Annotated in this window: 18 protein-coding genes and 1 riboswitch; of the genes, 4 read left to right on the top strand and 14 right to left on the bottom strand. The window is 34.9% G+C overall.

The genetic code is table 11. The features are described 5' to 3' along the window. Positions 1-5: 5 nt before the first annotated feature. Positions 6-158: a hypothetical protein gene (locus NCCP28_RS01120; RefSeq protein WP_248559575.1), complete on the bottom strand. Its 153-nt coding sequence runs from the start codon at positions 156-158 to the stop codon at positions 6-8. Between the two features lie 428 nt (positions 159-586). On the opposite strand from NCCP28_RS01120, the gene NCCP28_RS01125 reads away from it, so the two are divergent. From NCCP28_RS01125 to NCCP28_RS01135, 3 genes are all read left to right on the top strand, one after another. Beyond that, positions 587-1456 carry a LysR family transcriptional regulator gene (locus NCCP28_RS01125; RefSeq protein WP_248559576.1) on the top strand — a complete coding sequence of 290 codons (870 nt, stop codon included), beginning with the start codon at positions 587-589 and terminating at the stop codon, positions 1454-1456. Positions 1457-1671: 215 nt separating this feature from the next. Continuing rightward, positions 1672-2043, top strand: coding sequence for a CidA/LrgA family holin-like protein (locus tag NCCP28_RS01130; RefSeq protein WP_375709356.1), 372 nt, complete (start codon positions 1672-1674; stop codon positions 2041-2043). Next, positions 2040-2735 (top strand): LrgB family protein, encoded by a 696-nt coding sequence (locus NCCP28_RS01135; RefSeq protein WP_248559578.1) that lies wholly within the window; start codon positions 2040-2042, stop codon positions 2733-2735. The genes NCCP28_RS01130 and NCCP28_RS01135 overlap by 4 nt, the downstream gene beginning before the upstream one ends. A 49-nt stretch (positions 2736-2784) precedes the next feature. On the opposite strand, the gene NCCP28_RS01140 is transcribed toward NCCP28_RS01135, so the two are convergent. Further along, positions 2785-2988: a cold-shock protein gene (locus tag NCCP28_RS01140; RefSeq protein ID WP_193603778.1), complete on the bottom strand. Its 204-nt coding sequence runs from the start codon at positions 2986-2988 to the stop codon at positions 2785-2787. Between the two features lie 285 nt (positions 2989-3273). Between NCCP28_RS01140 and NCCP28_RS01145 the strand changes: the two genes are divergently transcribed. Further along, positions 3274-3564 (top strand): DUF6509 family protein, encoded by a 291-nt coding sequence (locus NCCP28_RS01145; RefSeq protein WP_248559579.1) that lies wholly within the window; start codon positions 3274-3276, stop codon positions 3562-3564. 63 nt (positions 3565-3627) lie between these two features. On the opposite strand, the gene NCCP28_RS01150 is transcribed toward NCCP28_RS01145, so the two are convergent. The 12 genes from NCCP28_RS01150 to dapF form a co-directional block, all read right to left on the bottom strand. After that, a complete protein-coding gene (locus NCCP28_RS01150; RefSeq protein WP_248559580.1) occupies positions 3628-4023 on the bottom strand; it encodes a cytosolic protein in 396 nt (131 codons plus the stop codon). Positions 4024-4235: 212 nt separating this feature from the next. Further along, on the bottom strand, positions 4236-4436 hold the full coding sequence (locus NCCP28_RS01155) for a cold-shock protein (protein ID WP_101177498.1): 201 nt from the start codon (positions 4434-4436) through the stop codon (positions 4236-4238). A gap of 145 nt (positions 4437-4581) precedes the next feature. After that, positions 4582-6057, bottom strand: coding sequence for a degradosome RNA helicase CshA (cshA, locus tag NCCP28_RS01160; RefSeq protein ID WP_248559581.1), 1476 nt, complete (start codon positions 6055-6057; stop codon positions 4582-4584). 460 nt (positions 6058-6517) lie between these two features. Next, positions 6518-6718 carry a cold-shock protein gene (locus NCCP28_RS01165; RefSeq protein ID WP_248559582.1) on the bottom strand — a complete coding sequence of 67 codons (201 nt, stop codon included), beginning with the start codon at positions 6716-6718 and terminating at the stop codon, positions 6518-6520. A gap of 235 nt (positions 6719-6953) precedes the next feature. After that, a complete protein-coding gene (locus NCCP28_RS01170; protein ID WP_248559583.1) occupies positions 6954-7793 on the bottom strand; it encodes a bifunctional 5,10-methylenetetrahydrofolate dehydrogenase/5,10-methenyltetrahydrofolate cyclohydrolase in 840 nt (279 codons plus the stop codon). Between the two features lie 40 nt (positions 7794-7833). Next, a riboswitch (ZMP/ZTP riboswitch) is annotated at positions 7834-7915 on the bottom strand. Between the two features lie 569 nt (positions 7916-8484). Continuing rightward, entirely contained in the window at positions 8485-10158 is a 1674-nt protein-coding gene (locus NCCP28_RS01175; protein ID WP_248559584.1) for a glycerol-3-phosphate dehydrogenase/oxidase, read from the bottom strand. Positions 10159-10369: 211 nt separating this feature from the next. Next, positions 10370-11860, bottom strand: a complete 1491-nt coding sequence (gene glpK, locus NCCP28_RS01180; RefSeq protein WP_248559585.1) for a glycerol kinase GlpK — start codon at positions 11858-11860, stop codon at positions 10370-10372. A 70-nt stretch (positions 11861-11930) separates the two neighbouring features. Further along, positions 11931-12749: an MIP/aquaporin family protein gene (locus tag NCCP28_RS01185; RefSeq protein ID WP_248560259.1), complete on the bottom strand. Its 819-nt coding sequence runs from the start codon at positions 12747-12749 to the stop codon at positions 11931-11933. A gap of 455 nt (positions 12750-13204) precedes the next feature. After that, positions 13205-13750 (bottom strand): glycerol-3-phosphate responsive antiterminator, encoded by a 546-nt coding sequence (locus NCCP28_RS01190; RefSeq protein ID WP_248559586.1) that lies wholly within the window; start codon positions 13748-13750, stop codon positions 13205-13207. A 64-nt stretch (positions 13751-13814) separates the two neighbouring features. Further along, positions 13815-14483: a phosphatase PAP2 family protein gene (locus NCCP28_RS01195; RefSeq protein WP_248559587.1), complete on the bottom strand. Its 669-nt coding sequence runs from the start codon at positions 14481-14483 to the stop codon at positions 13815-13817. 262 nt (positions 14484-14745) lie between these two features. Further along, positions 14746-15471 (bottom strand): thermonuclease family protein, encoded by a 726-nt coding sequence (locus tag NCCP28_RS01200; RefSeq protein WP_248559588.1) that lies wholly within the window; start codon positions 15469-15471, stop codon positions 14746-14748. 139 nt (positions 15472-15610) lie between these two features. Then, complete coding sequence (gene dapF / locus NCCP28_RS01205; RefSeq protein ID WP_248559589.1) at positions 15611-16603, bottom strand: diaminopimelate epimerase; 993 nt, start codon at positions 16601-16603, stop codon at positions 15611-15613. Positions 16604-16780 lie beyond the last annotated feature (177 nt).

Consider the following 16780-nt stretch of genomic DNA (forward strand, 5'->3'; position numbering starts at 1 on the left):
TACTATCAGCGAATATTTTTATTTATATGAATTTTTTTCACCAATACTTCTATCTTATTTTTATTGCTGTATAAATTTTTAAATTTTTTATTTTCCAATAAATTATCTTTCCAGTTAGCTTTCATCTTTTTTTCCTTCAATTCGTGAAAAATGTACATCTTCTCACACACCTTTCAACCATCGTTATATTGTGTTTACCCCATTTTATTTTTCTTAAACCTCTTTTTATTTTTGTTTAAAAATCTTCCGGTAAAGCCACCCATTAATGAACATTAACCTTCTCTATTAAGGGGTGGAAGGAAAAGAGAAATCTAAATGGACAAAAATTCTCCATTATGAAGTGGCACTTTATGATAATCATATTTTATATACAAATTGTTTTCCCTTGAAAATATCGGTAAAATAAAGAGAAACTTCAATCAGTGGGGTTTTCCCTCACTGATTGCTAATTGAGCCAATCAGACTTTTACGAGCAAGTTTCTGCCCACCTAGATTTCTCGTCTTCTCTTATCATCTCAAGATGAGGGTCATACTGCCCGTTAATGCGTAATAAAAAGATTCTATAAAAAGATTGGAGAGAAAAAGGTTGGAGATTCGGCAACTGACATACTTTATTGAAGTAGTAAAGCAAAAAAATATTACAAAAGCAGCAGAAACACTGCATATATCCCAACCCGCTTTAAGTAAGGTGATTAAAAGTTTAGAAGAAGAGGTTGGCATTACCTTAATTCATCGTTCCAATAAAACCCATGAACTAACAGATGCTGGTCAAATTGTCTATGATTATGCTGTAAAAATCATTGCGCAAGTAGAAGAAATGTCTGCTACGCTTCATGATATGACAAATTTAACCCGAGGAACTATTACTATCGGCATTCCTCCTATTATCGGCAGTTTATTTTTTCCAAAAGTGATTGCTGCCTTTCATCGTGCCTATCCAAACATACATATCAATATCAAAGAATATGGAGCAGCTAAAGTGGCCAAAAGTGTTGAAGAAGGGGAATTTGAAATTGGTGTATCTGTATTGCCAATTGAAAGTGAAGCATTTCATATATTTCCATTTGTACAAGAAAAAATGAAATTAATTGTAAATGAGCAGCATGAATTGTCCACAAGAAAAGTCGTTCATATGAAGGAGCTTCGCGATGTAGAATTTATTTTTTATAGTGAAGAATTCGCTCTTTATGAAATTATGCGACAAAAATGTATTCAAGAAGGTTTTGAACCAAAAATTATTTTTAAAAGTTCTCAATGGGATTTTATTGCCGAAATTGTTGCAGCTAATCTGGGAATCAGCATGCTTCCTGAATCGATTTGCAATCGAATTACCAATAAACATGTTAGAATTATCGATTTAAAGCCTATAACAAAGTGGGAATTAGCAATTATTACAAAAAAAGAACGTTATTTATCTGTAGCTGGAAAAAGATTTATCGATTTTGTCATAAAATAAGAGAAGATTTCATATTTCTCTTGACAAAAAATAAGTACAAATGTAAGCGTTACCCCTTTTATGAAAGCCTTTTATATATTTACTATAACTTTTAGTTATAGTAAATATAATAACTATGTATTATACGAATAATAATACATAACGTATGATTATCTTATCCAAAAATAATTTATGTTATTTTCTAGAAAATTTTTATGGAAGGGAAGGTGATCATTTTGAAAAAATTTATTGTTATCCTTTTGCAAATTTTGTTTCTCCATATATTTTTATTATTAGGAATGGCAATTAAAATGATTATAGCTCTCCCTATCCCAGCTTCTATGGTGGGGCTTATTATTTTACTTATCTCCTTATTCACTAAAGTAGTCAAAGTAGAATGGATAGAAAAAGGGGCGGCTTGGCTGTTAGCGGAGCTACTGTTATTTTTTATCCCATCAGCAGTTGGAATAGTGAACTATGAGGAAATTTTTAATATAAAGGGAATAGAAACCATTCTATTAATTGCCATCAGCACTTTCACTGTCATGGTCGCAACAGGCTATACAGCAGAGAAAATCTATAATAGAAAGAGAAGTCTTTCCAAATGAAAATTATTTTATTGACAGTACTTACCTATTTATTTTATCGTTTTACAAAATGGGGCTATAAAAAATGGAATAATCCACTATTGCATCCATTGCTTTTAACGCCTATTTTATTAATTTTATTTATCAGTTTATTCCATATTTCCGCAAACAGCTATATGCAATCCTCTAAGGTATTAACTCATCTATTAGGTCCTGCAACCATTGCTTTTGCTGTTCCCATTTATAAACATTGGCACTTATTAAAAAAATACTTTGTTGTTATCGTTATAAGTGTAACAACAGGAACATTAGTAGCAATTATTTCTTCCTATTTTTTATCTATTTTAATAAATCTTCAATCTGATTTTATTATTAGCCTTATTCCAAGATCTATTACCACACCGATTGCGATAGAAGTATCTGAAGAAATTGGCGGTCTTCCAACTCTAACAACTGTTTTTGTTATAATAACAGGAATAATAGGGGGAATCATTGGCCCTTATGCTATTAAGTTTTTGGCATTAAAGTCATCAATTGCAAAAGGATTGGCACTAGGAATGGGAGCTCACGGAGTCGGAACATCAAAAGCAATGGAAATTGGCGAACAAGAAGCAACCTTTTCTACTCTTGCGATGATTCTTGCAGCCTGGATAACTGTTATTTGGGGAAGTTCTCTTATCCCCTTTTTAATGAAAGTGGTAAGCAGCAGCTAAAAATTAAAAAAGGATAAAATCCATTGGATTTTATCCTTTTTATATTATTTTATTTAGAATAGATGCTATTGTTATTTACCACTTGAAGTTCCCTTGTCGTTGCTACCATGTCACTTCCGCAAATTGGGCACTTTGGTTTTTCACTGCTCTTAAAATTGTCCCTAATCCAACACTTACATGTATCCGATACACAATCCCAAATCGCTACTTCTTCTTTTACAACTTCTTCATTATTTTTTCTGCCAAAACCCATTGCCAAATGAAGCACCTCCATAAAGTTTTTTTTAATAAAAAAACTTATCGCTAGAAAACACAATTAATACCTAAAATAAGCAACTATTATAAACTAAAAGAACTCATTCTTTCATTATAACACATCCTATGAAAATGTCAATATGCGGGAATTTCACCAAAAATATTATATTCATCCTTTTCTGTTTCTAAAAAAAAGAATTGGCTTTTTGCAGATAGATTGTGCTATTATTTTTTAGTATGTACATATGAGGGAACTGCTTTTCTCTTAAAGGAGGATAAATATATGGAAATTAGAGAATATACGATCGAAAAAATTAATGACCCTACAGGAATTTTATCAGGGGAACGATATGAATACTTTTTAAGCTTAGAAGTAGAAGAAGAGGATGATCTTGCATCAGAACAAGGTTTGCAATTAAAAGTGTTGTTTTTCATAGAGGAAGATCACGGAAAAATCTTAAATTATCACTTTTATAACAGTATTGAAGATAAATACTTGGATTTTGCATTAGAGGAAGAAGAATTAGCAGAAATAACAGCATTTTGCAAAGAACATTTTACCGAGGCAGAATAATTTTGCTGATTTTCACATCGTTAAAAAAGGACTATTCCATTATTTTGGATAGTCCTTTTCATTTTAAGCCTCTACTGCTTTTCCATCTTCTACGATATGATGCATTAAATGGGCCAAATAGTGGATGGGGCCAAATGCCTCTTCCTCTTCTTCCTCTGCTTCATCTAATTGCAAATCATTCAGATGAAGCGCCACAAATTGATAAAAATCCTTTAATTCAAATGAATAGCACGCTGCCGGTTCTTCTTTTTCTTCCTCATATTGAAGAACTAAATAAGATTCTTTTCCAGCTTCATCAACTGCATCAAAATAAATAAAAAAGCCAATATTCGTATCCAATTCAAACAGTTGTCTTGTTCCACCACTTGTCGCTGCGTTAAAATCATCTTCATTTAATTTGGTTACAACCATATTGCCCATTCCATCTTCTTTATGAAATTCCACTGTATATTCTTTCAATTATTACACCTCTTTCATCACTCTATTTTATAGAATCTTTTTGTTTTTAGCAAAATATAACCCTTGTTTCACTAAAAACACTGTCATCCAGCTTTTTATTCAAATATTTATTTTTATACTCTTCTATTGATTTATCTATTACAAAACAAAAACAAACGATTACATTCACTTCCACAAAAAAAGAGCCCGCTAATTGGGACTCTTTGTTATAGTTAAGCTTTCGTTACATTTACAGCTTGTGGTCCGCGTCCACCTTGCTCTATATCGAAATTAACTTCTTGGCCTTCATCTAATGTTTTAAAGCCTTCTGTTTGAATAGCAGAGAAATGAACAAACACATCTTCTCCACCTTCTACTTCAATGAATCCAAAACCTTTTTCAGAATTAAACCATTTTACTTTGCCTGTTGCCATTATATATTGCCTCCTAGATTTGAATAAAGAAGGATATTCTTAAAAAATATCCTTCATTTATTCAGTGTACCCAAATTTTGTCGATTTAATCGTTTATTTGGATAAAAATCTTATTTTAGGCAAAAAACTTAAAAATTGTTAGTTATTAATTGCTTTTATTACGGCTTCTGCTTCTTCTTTCTCCACCAGAACCGCCGCCGCGATTGCGGTCATAATTGTTGCGCTCTCCGCTAGGACGGTCACTGCGACGACGACGTCCACCGCCACCAGAACCAGAACGATACTCTTTTTTCGGCTTTTTCGAACGAAGTGGCTCAACAGCTGTTAATTTAACAGGCGTTGCATCCGGCTCTTTCGTTAGCAACTTTAATGCTGCAGCAAGCAATGTCACAGAATCCTGCTCTTCTAAAAGACTTTCTGCTACACGTTTGTATTCTGCATACGCATTTTCTTCTACTGTTTTTGTAATTTTATTAATCGTTGCTTGTTGGCTTCCAGCTAATACATCTGTTAAAGATGGAATTGGCTTTTTCGTCATTTTCTTTTTCGTTACATTTTCAATAATGCGCAAGTGATCTAATTCTCTTGGTGACACAAATGTAATCGCAAGTCCTTTTTTACCTGCACGACCTGTACGCCCAATTCTGTGTACATAACTTTCTGGATCTTGTGGAATATCAAAGTTATAAACATGAGAAACACCACTAATATCTAAACCACGTGCTGCTACATCTGTTGCTACCATAATATCAATTGTTTGTTCTTTAAAACGACGAATAACTTGATCGCGTTTCCCTTGTGGAATATCTCCATGGATACCTTCAGCTGAATAGCCTCGTTTAATCAAACCTTCTACTACTTCATCAACACGCTTTTTTGTACGTCCAAAAACGATTGCAAGTTCTGGTGATTGAATATCTAACAGACTGCATAGAACGTCAAATTTTTGGCGTTCTTGAACTTCCATATAATGCTGTTCAATATTTGTAACCGTCATTTCTTTTGCTTTTACTTTTACTATTTCTGGCTCTTTCATAAAACGTTCTGCCAATGATTGGATTCTTCTTGGCATAGTAGCAGAGAATAATAAAGTTTGACGGCTTTCAGGCGTTTCACTTAAGATTCTTTCGATATCATCGATAAAACCCATATTCAGCATTTCATCCGCTTCATCCAATACGATCATTTTCAAATCTTGCAAACGAATTGTTTTGCGCTCGATATGATCAATTAAACGTCCTGGTGTTGCAGCAATGATTTCTGGCTTCTTTTTTAAGCCGCGAATTTGGCGATTAATGTCTTGTCCGCCATATACCGGCAATGTACGAATTCCTTTAACTGCACCAATGCGATTAAGTTCTTCTGCTACTTGAACTGCTAATTCTCTTGTTGGCGCTAGTACTAAACCTTGTACTGCTTTGCCTACTTCAATAGCTTCTAATAACGGTACACCAAAAGCTGTTGTTTTACCTGTACCAGTTTGTGCTTGTCCAATCATGTCTTTTCCTGAAAGGGCGATTGGTAGCGCTTGTGCCTGAATTGGAGTTGGTTCTTCAAACCCCATATTTGATAATGCTTTCTCTAAACTGCTGCTTAAATTAAAATCTGAAAAAGTTGTCAATACTTTTTCCTCCTTGTATTTGGCTCTGCAAATCGATACTGTCTAATGAATGAACAAATGTCAAAGCATATAGAATGTTTTTTATACCGTAAGATTGTAATCATACAAAATTATAATGTCAAAAAAACATAACAAAAAACCTTCATTTATTTTTTCCAATGAAAAGAAAATATAATCTGTTTTGAAATATCTTTAGCAGAGCGTATTATTTTAAAAATGTATAAATATATACTCTCCATTTTACTTCACTTTTTTTCATTTCCAAAACAATAAAGATAATTTGTCCCTTATTCTATATACTTCAATAAGCGGGAAATAGGTGGATAGGAAACGGATGAAAGAAATGGAGTACATGAAATGGATAAGTGAAAATCCTTTAAAAGAAAGGAATACTGTCTTTGTCAATAAAAAAGATGATGCATTTTAGAAAGGCATCACCTTTTAATAAAAAGTGCTTTAATTAAGCTTTAGTAACGTTAGAAGCTTGTGGTCCACGGTTACCTTCAACGATTTCAAAAGTAACTTCTTGACCTTCTTCTAAAGTTTTGAAACCTTCAGTTTGGATAGCTGAGAAGTGAACGAATACGTCTTGACCTTCTGTAGACTCGATGAAACCGAAACCTTTTTCTGCATTAAACCATTTTACTTTACCTGTGTTCATTTGTAAAACCTCCAAAATTGTGTTACACCTTTAAGCACCTAATATAACTTTTAGGAATCGATAAATCTTCGCTACATAAAAGGTCGCACCCTTTATATGCAGGGATTAAATCGCCTACATCGTTTGCAGCTACGACCACTTATCCATAAAACATATACCGAACTTAATTGCGTTACATATATCATATAAAATTTATTCCTATTTGTCAAATAAACTTTTTTATTCTACTAAACTATTAAACGCTTTTTTCTGCTGAATCAACTGTATGCTTTAACAGCATGCTGATTGTAACAGGCCCTACTCCTCCTGGCACTGGAGTAATGGCAGAAGCTTGTTTTAAACACGCTTCATAATCAACATCGCCAATATTGCCTTTATTATAACCTGCATCTAAAATAATCGCTCCTGGTTTTACCCAATCTCCCTGAATAAAATTAGGTTTCCCTACAGCTGCAATGATAATATCTGCTTGTTTTACATGACTTGCAAGATTTTCTGTACGAGAATGGCATGTTGTCACTGTTGCATCTGCGTTTAGCAATAATGCCGAAACTGGTTTTCCAAGAATTGGACTTCTGCCAACTACAACAGCATGTTTGCCGCTTGCATTAATATTATAATATTCCATTATTTTAAGAATGGCTGCAGGTGTGCAGGATGGATATTTGCCAAACCCTAATGCTGTTTGTCCATAGCCGAAACTTGTTACACCATCTACATCTTTTTCAATGTCAATTGCTTCAAATGCTTTTCTTTCATCAATTTGGTGCGGTACAGGATGCTGCAGCAAAATTCCATGCACATTTGCATCTTCATTTAATTGGTAAATAACCTCCAGCAATTCTTCTGTTGTCGTTTCTTTATCTAAATGAATTTTTTTTGAATCGATCCCAAGACGTGCACATGCATTTCCTTTCATTTTCACATACGTTTCACTTGAGGGATCATCCCCAACTAAAATCGTTGCTAAACAAGGCGTTATCCCTTTTACTTTTAAATCTTCAATTCTTGCCTTTAAATCTTCCTTTACTGCGTTCGCTACTGCATTTCCATCTAGTATAAGTTTCTCAGTCATATATATCCCTCCGGAAAAATGTTAAAAGATGACTATTTGCATCTTTTGCCCAGACGACCGGCGATACATACACAGCTCCCATATGGTTAGTTCCATTATTGTCGTCAGTTACTGTGTAATTTCTTTTACAAACGTATCATAACATAGCTTGTTTGCAATTTAAATATTGTTTTTTCTAAACTGTCTATCTTTTTAAAAAACAGCGGCAAAATGAAAAAAACAGTGCCTTTTAAAAAGGAAACACTGTTTTTATGTGGCATATATTTAAGGAATAACACTTTTTCATGCAGTCGAAAAAATCCGAGTCGCACAGAAAAATTTAGCGTGTTTTCGCCTAAAACAATGAAAGCCCTACCTCTCTTTCATCCTTACGGTTCCTAGACCGTGCCAGTTTGAATTTAGGATGTTTCATAAGAACGGCAAAAATACATTACTGATTGTATTAAAAAATGGAAGGATTAATCCGCTAATTACAGAAGAATAAGAAATGTGTTTTTGAAGATGGGTTGAAGTGTAAATCTAATTTTGCAGTTTGTTTTTTATTGTGCTTACATATTGTTTAACTTACACATTATTACATAATTCCGTTCTAAACCTCAAATACATACAGGTAGTATCATATCCTATTATTTACAAATAGTCAACCACAGACCATTTGTAAATAATAGGAATTTTTATTCTAATCATCTAATTAAGCTAATTTTGCTTTGTTTTCTCCCTCCTCTGATACAGTTGCATTTAAAATTTCTTTTTCCAATTCTTTTATAAACTTCTCCTTTTCTTCCTTGCTCCAACTCCAATAATCTTCCATATATTGAACAACCTGGTCTTTATAAGTCTGCACTTCTTGTATATCAAATAAAATTAGCCCTGTTCTTCTTAACAGTACATCCACAGGTGTTACAGCCATTTCCCTTTCCATTGCATAACGGATCATTGCCCATAGAAGCAGCGGCAATGAATAGACTGACGCCTCCTGTTTATTTTCTTTCACCAATTGATAGATGAACTCTGCATTGCTTCCATATTTATTGACAATTGCCAGTGCATCTGATTCTGTCAGACCAGCATCTACTCCTTTTTGCAGGGTTTTCAACTGAAACTCTTTAAACTGTCTCGATCCTCCTACATCCCCCCCTGAAATAGGCAAATGTTTAGTTAGACAAGTTCCGAATTTTTTTCCATTTTGCTCAAAATGTTTGGCTACTAAATCCGTAACCGTTTGAGCCATTTTCCGATAGCCTGTTAATTTTCCTCCTGCAATGGTAATTAAACCAGATTCAGATTCCCAAATTTCATCTTTGCGGGAAATCTCCGAAGGATCTTTTCCATCTTCTAATATTAAAGGTCTGACTCCCGCCCAACTGGACTCAATATCTGCTGGGGAAATTTTTACTGATGGAAACATATAGTGGATAGCATTGATTAGATAGTCTCGATCCTCTGCTTGCACAGTCGGGCTAACAGGATCATCTCCATAAAATGTATCTGTTGTTCCCACATATGCTTTTCCTTCTCTTGGAATGGCAAAAACCATACGCTTATCTGGTGTATCAAAATAAATAGCTTGCTTCAATGGAAATTTGCTTTGATCAATTACAATATGAACACCTTTTGTCAATTGAAGCGCTTTTCCTTTTTTGCTGCCATCGATTTCACGAATGACATCTACCCACGGACCTGCTGCATTCACCACATATTCAGCAAAAATAGAGTATTTTTCTCCTGTCAGCATATTTTTTACAAAAGCTCCGTTAATTTTTCCTTTTTTATCATAAAGCAGCTTTTCCACTTTTGTATAATTAAGTGCATCAGTCCCTTTTTCAATCGCTTTTTTCATTACCTCTATTGTTAATCGACTATCATCTGTGCGATACTCTACATAATAACCGCCGCCTTTTAAATTTTCTTTTTTTATTAGCGGCTCTTTTAATAAGGTTTCTTCTTTTGAAAACATCTTTCTGCGCTCTGCTTTTTTTACCCCTGCTAAAAAGTCATACACTCTAAGCCCGATGCTTGTTGTAAACTTGCCGAAAGTTCCTCCTGTATGGAAAGGAAGCAGCATCCATTCAGGTGTTGTAACATGTGGACCGTTTTCATATACAACAGCTCTTTCTTTGCCTACTTCTGCTACCATGCCAACTTCTAACTGCTTTAAATACCTAAGGCCGCCATGAACAAGTTTTGTTGAGCGGCTTGATGTGCCAGCTGAAAAATCCTGCATTTCGACAAGAGCTGTTTTCATCCCTCTCGTTGCTGCATCAAGAGCGATTCCAGCGCCCGTTATTCCCCCGCCAATGATTAATACTTCATATTTTTGCATCTTTAATTGTTGTTCTATTTCTTGTCTATTTGTCATTTGCATGTTTTATTCCCCCAATTGATTCGATTAGTAAAAAAACAAAAAGAGACCACAAAGCAACATTACCAATAATTGATAACGACTTGTGGTCTCTCCATTTTCTCCAGACATGTTATTAACTTGACTTTATCATACCATAAAAATCTATATTTTCATAGTATTTACAATATTTTTATAAAAATGTTTTTTTAGACAATCTGATGGATCTTTCTTTTTATTTAAAAGCCATCGCCGCATGAATGGCCTTTTTCCAGCCTCCATATAAAACTTCTCGCTCAGCCTGATTCATTTTCGGCTGAAAGGATTTCTCTAAATTCCATTTTTCAGAAATTTCTTGTTTGCTTTTCCAAAAACCAACTGCTAAACCTGCTAAATAAGCAGCGCCTAAAGCCGTTGTTTCATTGATAACAGGCCTTTCTACTGGAACATCAACTATATCACCTTGGAATTGCATTAAAAAGTCATTTTTTACAGCTCCCCCGTCTACTCTCAATGTTTTCACTTTCATATTAGAATCGCTCTGCATAACAGAAAGTACATCTCTTGTCTGATATGCCAAAGATTCTAAAGTTGCTCGGATAAAATGTTCTTTTGTTGTGCCTCTTGTCACTCCAAATACTGCTCCTTTTACATCACTATCCCAATAAGGGGTACCAAGTCCAACAAAAGCCGGCACAACATAGACGCCATCAGTAGAGGAAACACGACAAGCATATAATTCGCTGTCTTTTGCATCTTTTATCATTCTTAACCCGTCTCTAAGCCATTGAATAGCAGAGCCTGCAACAAAAATGCTTCCCTCTAATGCATATTCTACTTTTCCATTTAATCCCCATGCTATTGTTGTTAATAGTCCATGCTCTGATTTTACTGCTTTTTCCCCTGTATTCATAAGCATAAAACAGCCAGTTCCATAAGTATTTTTTACCATTCCTTCTTCAAAGCATCCTTGCCCAAAAAGCGCCGCCTGCTGATCCCCTGCTACTCCTGAAATTGGAATATTTTCACCAAAAAAATGATAATCTACAGTATATCCATAAATCGCCGAAGAAGGTTTTACTTCTGGAAGCATTGATTTGGGCACTGTTAAGATATTCAATAACTCATCATCCCATTGTAAATCATAAATATTAAACATCAGCGTTCTAGAGGCATTGGAATAATCCGTTACATGAGTTTTCCCTCCGGAAAGTTTCCATATTAGCCATGTGTCAATCGTGCCAAACAGCAATTCTTCATTTTCTGCTTTCTGTCTAGCTCCCTTTACATTATCTAAAATCCATTTGACTTTTGTCCCCGCAAAATAAGCATCAATTAATAACCCTGTTTTTTCTCGAAAAAGTTCATTATATCCTTGTTCCTTTAATTCCTCGCATATTTCTTTTGTTTGTCGCGATTGCCAAACGATTGCATGATAGATAGGTACTCCTGTTTTTTTATCCCACACAACAGCTGTTTCTCTTTGATTGGTAATGCCTATTCCTGCAACTTGCTCAGCCTTTATATCAGACTCGGATAAAACGGTCGCAATCACAGATAAAATAGATCCCCAAATTTCGTTTGCATTATGCTCTACCCAGCCAGGATTAGGAAAAATTTGTGTAAATTCTTTTTGAGCCGAATGAACAATTTCCCCTTTTTGATTAAATAGAATAGCTCGAGAACTAGTCGTCCCTTGATCTAATGATAAAATATACTTCTCCATGTTGATCCCCCTAAAAACTGCTGATTTTATTCTCTTCAACTGGCTTATTTAAAAGAATTGATTATATGTATTAAGCCGCTTTTTTTACTATCATTCTGCTTCTATTGTTAGAGGCAAAAAAAGCAGCTGCTAGTATAATGATATCGGCAGCAATCACTATCCAAAAACTTGCAATCATAACCCCATTATAAATGAAAGGATAAATAACTGCTGCTAAAGAAGCTCCCATTACCGGACCTATAATAGGTATCCAAGCATATCCCCAGTTAGACTTTCCTTTTCCTGCAATAGGCAAAATAAAATGAGCAATCCGCGGACCTAAATCGCGGGCCGGATTAATTGCATATCCTGTTGTCCCCCCAAGAGACATGCCAATTGCTACAATTAATAGCCCTACTGAAATCGGGTTCAGTCCTTCTGCAAACTTATTAGCTCCAATAAACAGCAACCCTAACACTAAAATAAATGTGCCAATCGCCTCACTTAATAGATTAGAAAAAGTATGCGGAATCGCTGGACTTGTTGAAAACACGGCTAGTTTTGCACTTGGATCTTCGGTTGCCGCCCAATGGGGCAAATAATGCAAATAAACAATGACTGCCCCTAGTAATCCGCCAATTACTTGTGCAAGTATATAACCTGGAACCTGATGCCAAGGAAATGCTCCTGAAATCGCAAATGCAATGGTAACAGCTAGATTTAGATGTGCACCGCTAATATTCCCAACAGCAAATGCTCCCATTACAACAGCTAGTCCCCATGCAATGGTAATAACAACCCATCCCCCATTGTTAGAAAACGTTTTCTTTAGATTTGCTCCCGCTACTACTCCCCCTCCAATTACAATCAGAATCATTGTGCCGATTATTTCTCCCAAAAATGCTGTCATCGTTTTTCCTCTTTTCTTTTTCATCCATCAATCTACCTGAAACTTCCAATCACTCTGCACTCAAGCATTTTTGGATAAAGCGAAACTTCAATCAGTGGGAGTTTTCCATGTCCCCGCTGATTGTTAGTTGAACCAATCGGGTCTTTGCAGGCTAGTTTCTACCGCCTAGATTTTTCATTTCTTCCCACCATCCCTTAGGTGAGAGTTTTACTGCCCGGTCATGCCGGATAAACAAGAAAAAAGGAGAAGCACATCAGAAATTTCCCACATATATAATATGTGATTTCTGTTTGTGCATCTCCTTTTTCTCCGACACATAAATTAACTTGTGGATTTATTGTACGACAATCTGAAAACGCTGTCAACCATAAAAACATTTTCACTATGCAAAAATTTTTTCTATTTTCTAAAAAACAGAACACTTTTTTTCTTGCACTCGCACGCCAGAACCAATCTCACTCAAAATTTTCCCAAAGTTCTTTTTTAGATGTAGTAATTCCTGTAGCTCCAGCCTTTAATGCATTTTCCACATCTGCTTCAGTCCGAATCAATCCTCCTGCCAAAATTGGTGTATCTAACTTCTCTTTAATTTCGGCAATCATCCAAGGCATAGCTCCCGGCAACACTTCAATATAGTCAGGCTGCGTCCTTTTTACTAGCTTGATGCTTTTTTCAATGGCATGGCTGTCAAGCAAAAACACCCTTTGTATTGCCAGCACATGCTTTTGCTTTGCCTTTTGAATAACAGATGACTTAGTAGAAATCAGGCCATATGGTTTAAATTCTTGGCAAATATACTCAGTTGCAAAATCATCGCTTTTCAGTCCTTGAATTAAATCTACATGATAAATCATTTTTTTCCCTGCATGCTTTGCCATAGTAGCTATATTTTTTAATTGAGATATATGAATTTCTAAAAATACACCTATTTCAAAATCACTTTTTAAAAATTGTTCAAATTCTTTCATATTTGCAGAAGCTGGTATAATTTTCTGTTTCATCTTTCTCCCCACTAAACCAAATTTTCGCCATGCTTATGAGCACCCTATTGATTGAATTTTTCTTTTATCTATTTGTTTTCTTTTCATAATAACGAAAAACAATAATACAAATAAATAAAAATGCCATGCCAACTGAATAGCCCCCGAGCACATCTGTCGGAAAATGCACCCCTAAATAAATTCTGCTTATGCCAATAAGCAAAATAAACAGACAAAACACCACGACGGCAACCTTTCTTATTTTAGATGGTTTCATTAAATGAAGAACAACAAATGCTAAACTTCCATAAAACAAAAGAGAACCCATAGAATGGCCACTAGGAAAACTATAGCTTTTTTCAATGACAATTGGCAAGATATCAGGACGCTCTCGTTTAAAAAACCACTTTAGACTTATATTTAATAAGGCTCCTCCCCCAGATGCACTTAATAAAAAAAGGGCGAGAGCGTATTTTTTCTTCCAGCATAACAAACAAGCGATGATTATTAAGGCAACAGCAATCCACTTTATAGAACCAAAAAAACTAATGGCGATCATCAATAGAGTAAAACGGTCAGAAACAAAGGATTGAATAAATGCAATCACAGTGGAATCGAATGCAATTACATCCTTGCTTGTTACCCATTTAGCAATTCCTATAAATGCAGCCAATCCAGCCAATACGATAAATAAAACAAAAAAAACGTACTTCCTTGTCATTTGACTTTCTTTCTCCATCCTATATGTATCCATCTTAGATATATCCTCCTATACTTTCTTGCCTATTAACATACCCATAAATAAAAAAAAGCTAACAATCTTGCTTCTACAGGAAGTTATTCTTCATCTAGATTTTTTATGTTCACTCCCAATTTTTCCAAATTTCTCTTTTATTCACCTTAATTTTTTTTGGCGAATGCAGAAAATTTCCTTCTCTAAAAATACAAGCATGCAACCTTCCTGCAGCCATCGCAAAAATAACATGGCCTTTTCAACATAACTTTATGCTATCTCCTTATTTAGGTGCACGAAAACCCGCTGCTTTGGCTTCTTTTTCTGTGCAGAACATTTTTTCTGCTTTTGTTTGTTTATACCAAGGAGAATCGGGCGTATGATAAATTTTATCATCAGCTGTAATATTTCCTTTTATCAAACATTCCTTGCTCATATTCTCTTTAGAAATTTCGTCTGTTATAATCTCTTTATGAAAACCATCTTCCTGGACATAGTTTTCTACAGACCATATTCCAACTCCTAATTTTTGTGCTTTTTTTTGAATAGTGGTGAAAACATCCACATATCTCGTGTTGGGATCATAAATATATGCCACTCTTGCTAATCCTTTTTGAAGCAATTGTTTTTGCACCATTTCTCCATCTGCATACACATATGCCAAGAGTCGTCCGTACTTATCTCGATTTTGGCCAATATCAAACTCCAACTCCAGTGTATCTGCATTTTCCACTATTTGTTTCGTAAATTCTTTCGCTTCTTTCCCATATGGCTGTGCTCCTAAACGAGGATGCGCTGTTTCTGGTGTATCTATAAGCAAAAAACGTACACTTTCTTTATTTCCTTTATATCGTACAGAAATAGTGTCCCCATCAATTGCTTTCTCTAGGCTAACATTAACCCTTTTATTCTCCGTTTTTTCTTCTTCTACAGCTGAATCAATTAATGAACAGCCCGTTAAGACCATGGTTATAAACAAAAAAACAAAATATTTATATACATTTTTCATCTTAAAATTCCTTAATCCTTTCTTTTAAAACAAATATTTTAAACTCTTTATTTTTTCAAAAAAATAAGAAGCTGTCTCTACTCTTTGATAAAATTTCCCAAAAGAGAGAAGACAGCTTTTTAAAACAATAATTTTTATGTTATATAAGTTTTTCTTTTATATATTTTTGTGCAGAGTGCTGAAGTTTTTCATATTGAACTGCTTCTGCTTCATTCACGTTTTTCTCTATAATCGAAAAACGTTCTGTATCTTGCAGCTCTACTTCTATCTTAGCATCATATACATATGTTGCGTTCCCGATTAAATCAATGCGATACTTCCCATTGGTTTCATGGACAAATGTGCGAACCTTTCCTCCATTGTTATATACCTCTATGTATTCGCCCACCTTATTGAAACCATTTAAAATCGTTACAAGCGAAGACGCAGACATAGCTGTTCCACAAGCATTTGTAAAGCCGACTCCTCTTTCAAATGTACGGACATAAATACTTGCTTCATCTAAAATGGATACAAAACTGACATTTACTCCATCTGTAAATAACTCATTTGGACCATTTACATATTGGCTCATCTTTTCCTGCAAAGGAGAATCGATTTGTTGCTTATTTACAATGGAAATCAAATGTGGATTAGGAACTGCCAGTGCAGTAAAGTGCAATTCCTCATTTAATGCTTGCAACTTCTCATTTTTTAATGTCGGCTGCTCAATATGCAATGGCAAATCGGCCACATCAAATGATACTGGTGAGATTTCCACTAAATAAGTTGGAATTTCCGGAAAAATTTCTTCCTCTCTTTTCACTTCTAAATCGGCTTTCATTGTTTCAATAACTGCTTCTTCTACATCCAATAGTTCACAAACATAACGGGCCACACAACGAATTCCATTTCCGCACATAGAAGCTTCTGATCCATCTGCATTAAAAACACGCATTTTCGCATGACAGTTCTCGCTTTCACTTGGCAAAACAAACAGAATGCCGTCTGCACCAAGAAGAGAACTGCGGTCACAAAACGCCTTTGCCAATTCTGCCCGATTAGTTTCTGAAAAATGATAAGGATTCGAAATTTCATCTATAATAAGAAAATCATTTCCGCTGCCATGACATTTCGTTACTTTTATTTCCATATTAATTCCCCCAAGTTACCTCAATTAGTCTCTCTCATTGTACTAATGCATACATAAATCTGCAATTATCTTTTCAGATATTTTATAAAATAGATATGGTTTCCAAACTGTCCGCTGATTAATCGCACTTTAAAGGAATTATACAACGAACTATGAGGTTCCTTCTATTCTTTAGCC

Source organism: Niallia sp. NCCP-28, assembly GCF_023168165.1.
Taxonomy (GTDB): Bacteria; Bacillota; Bacilli; order Bacillales; family Cytobacillaceae; genus Niallia.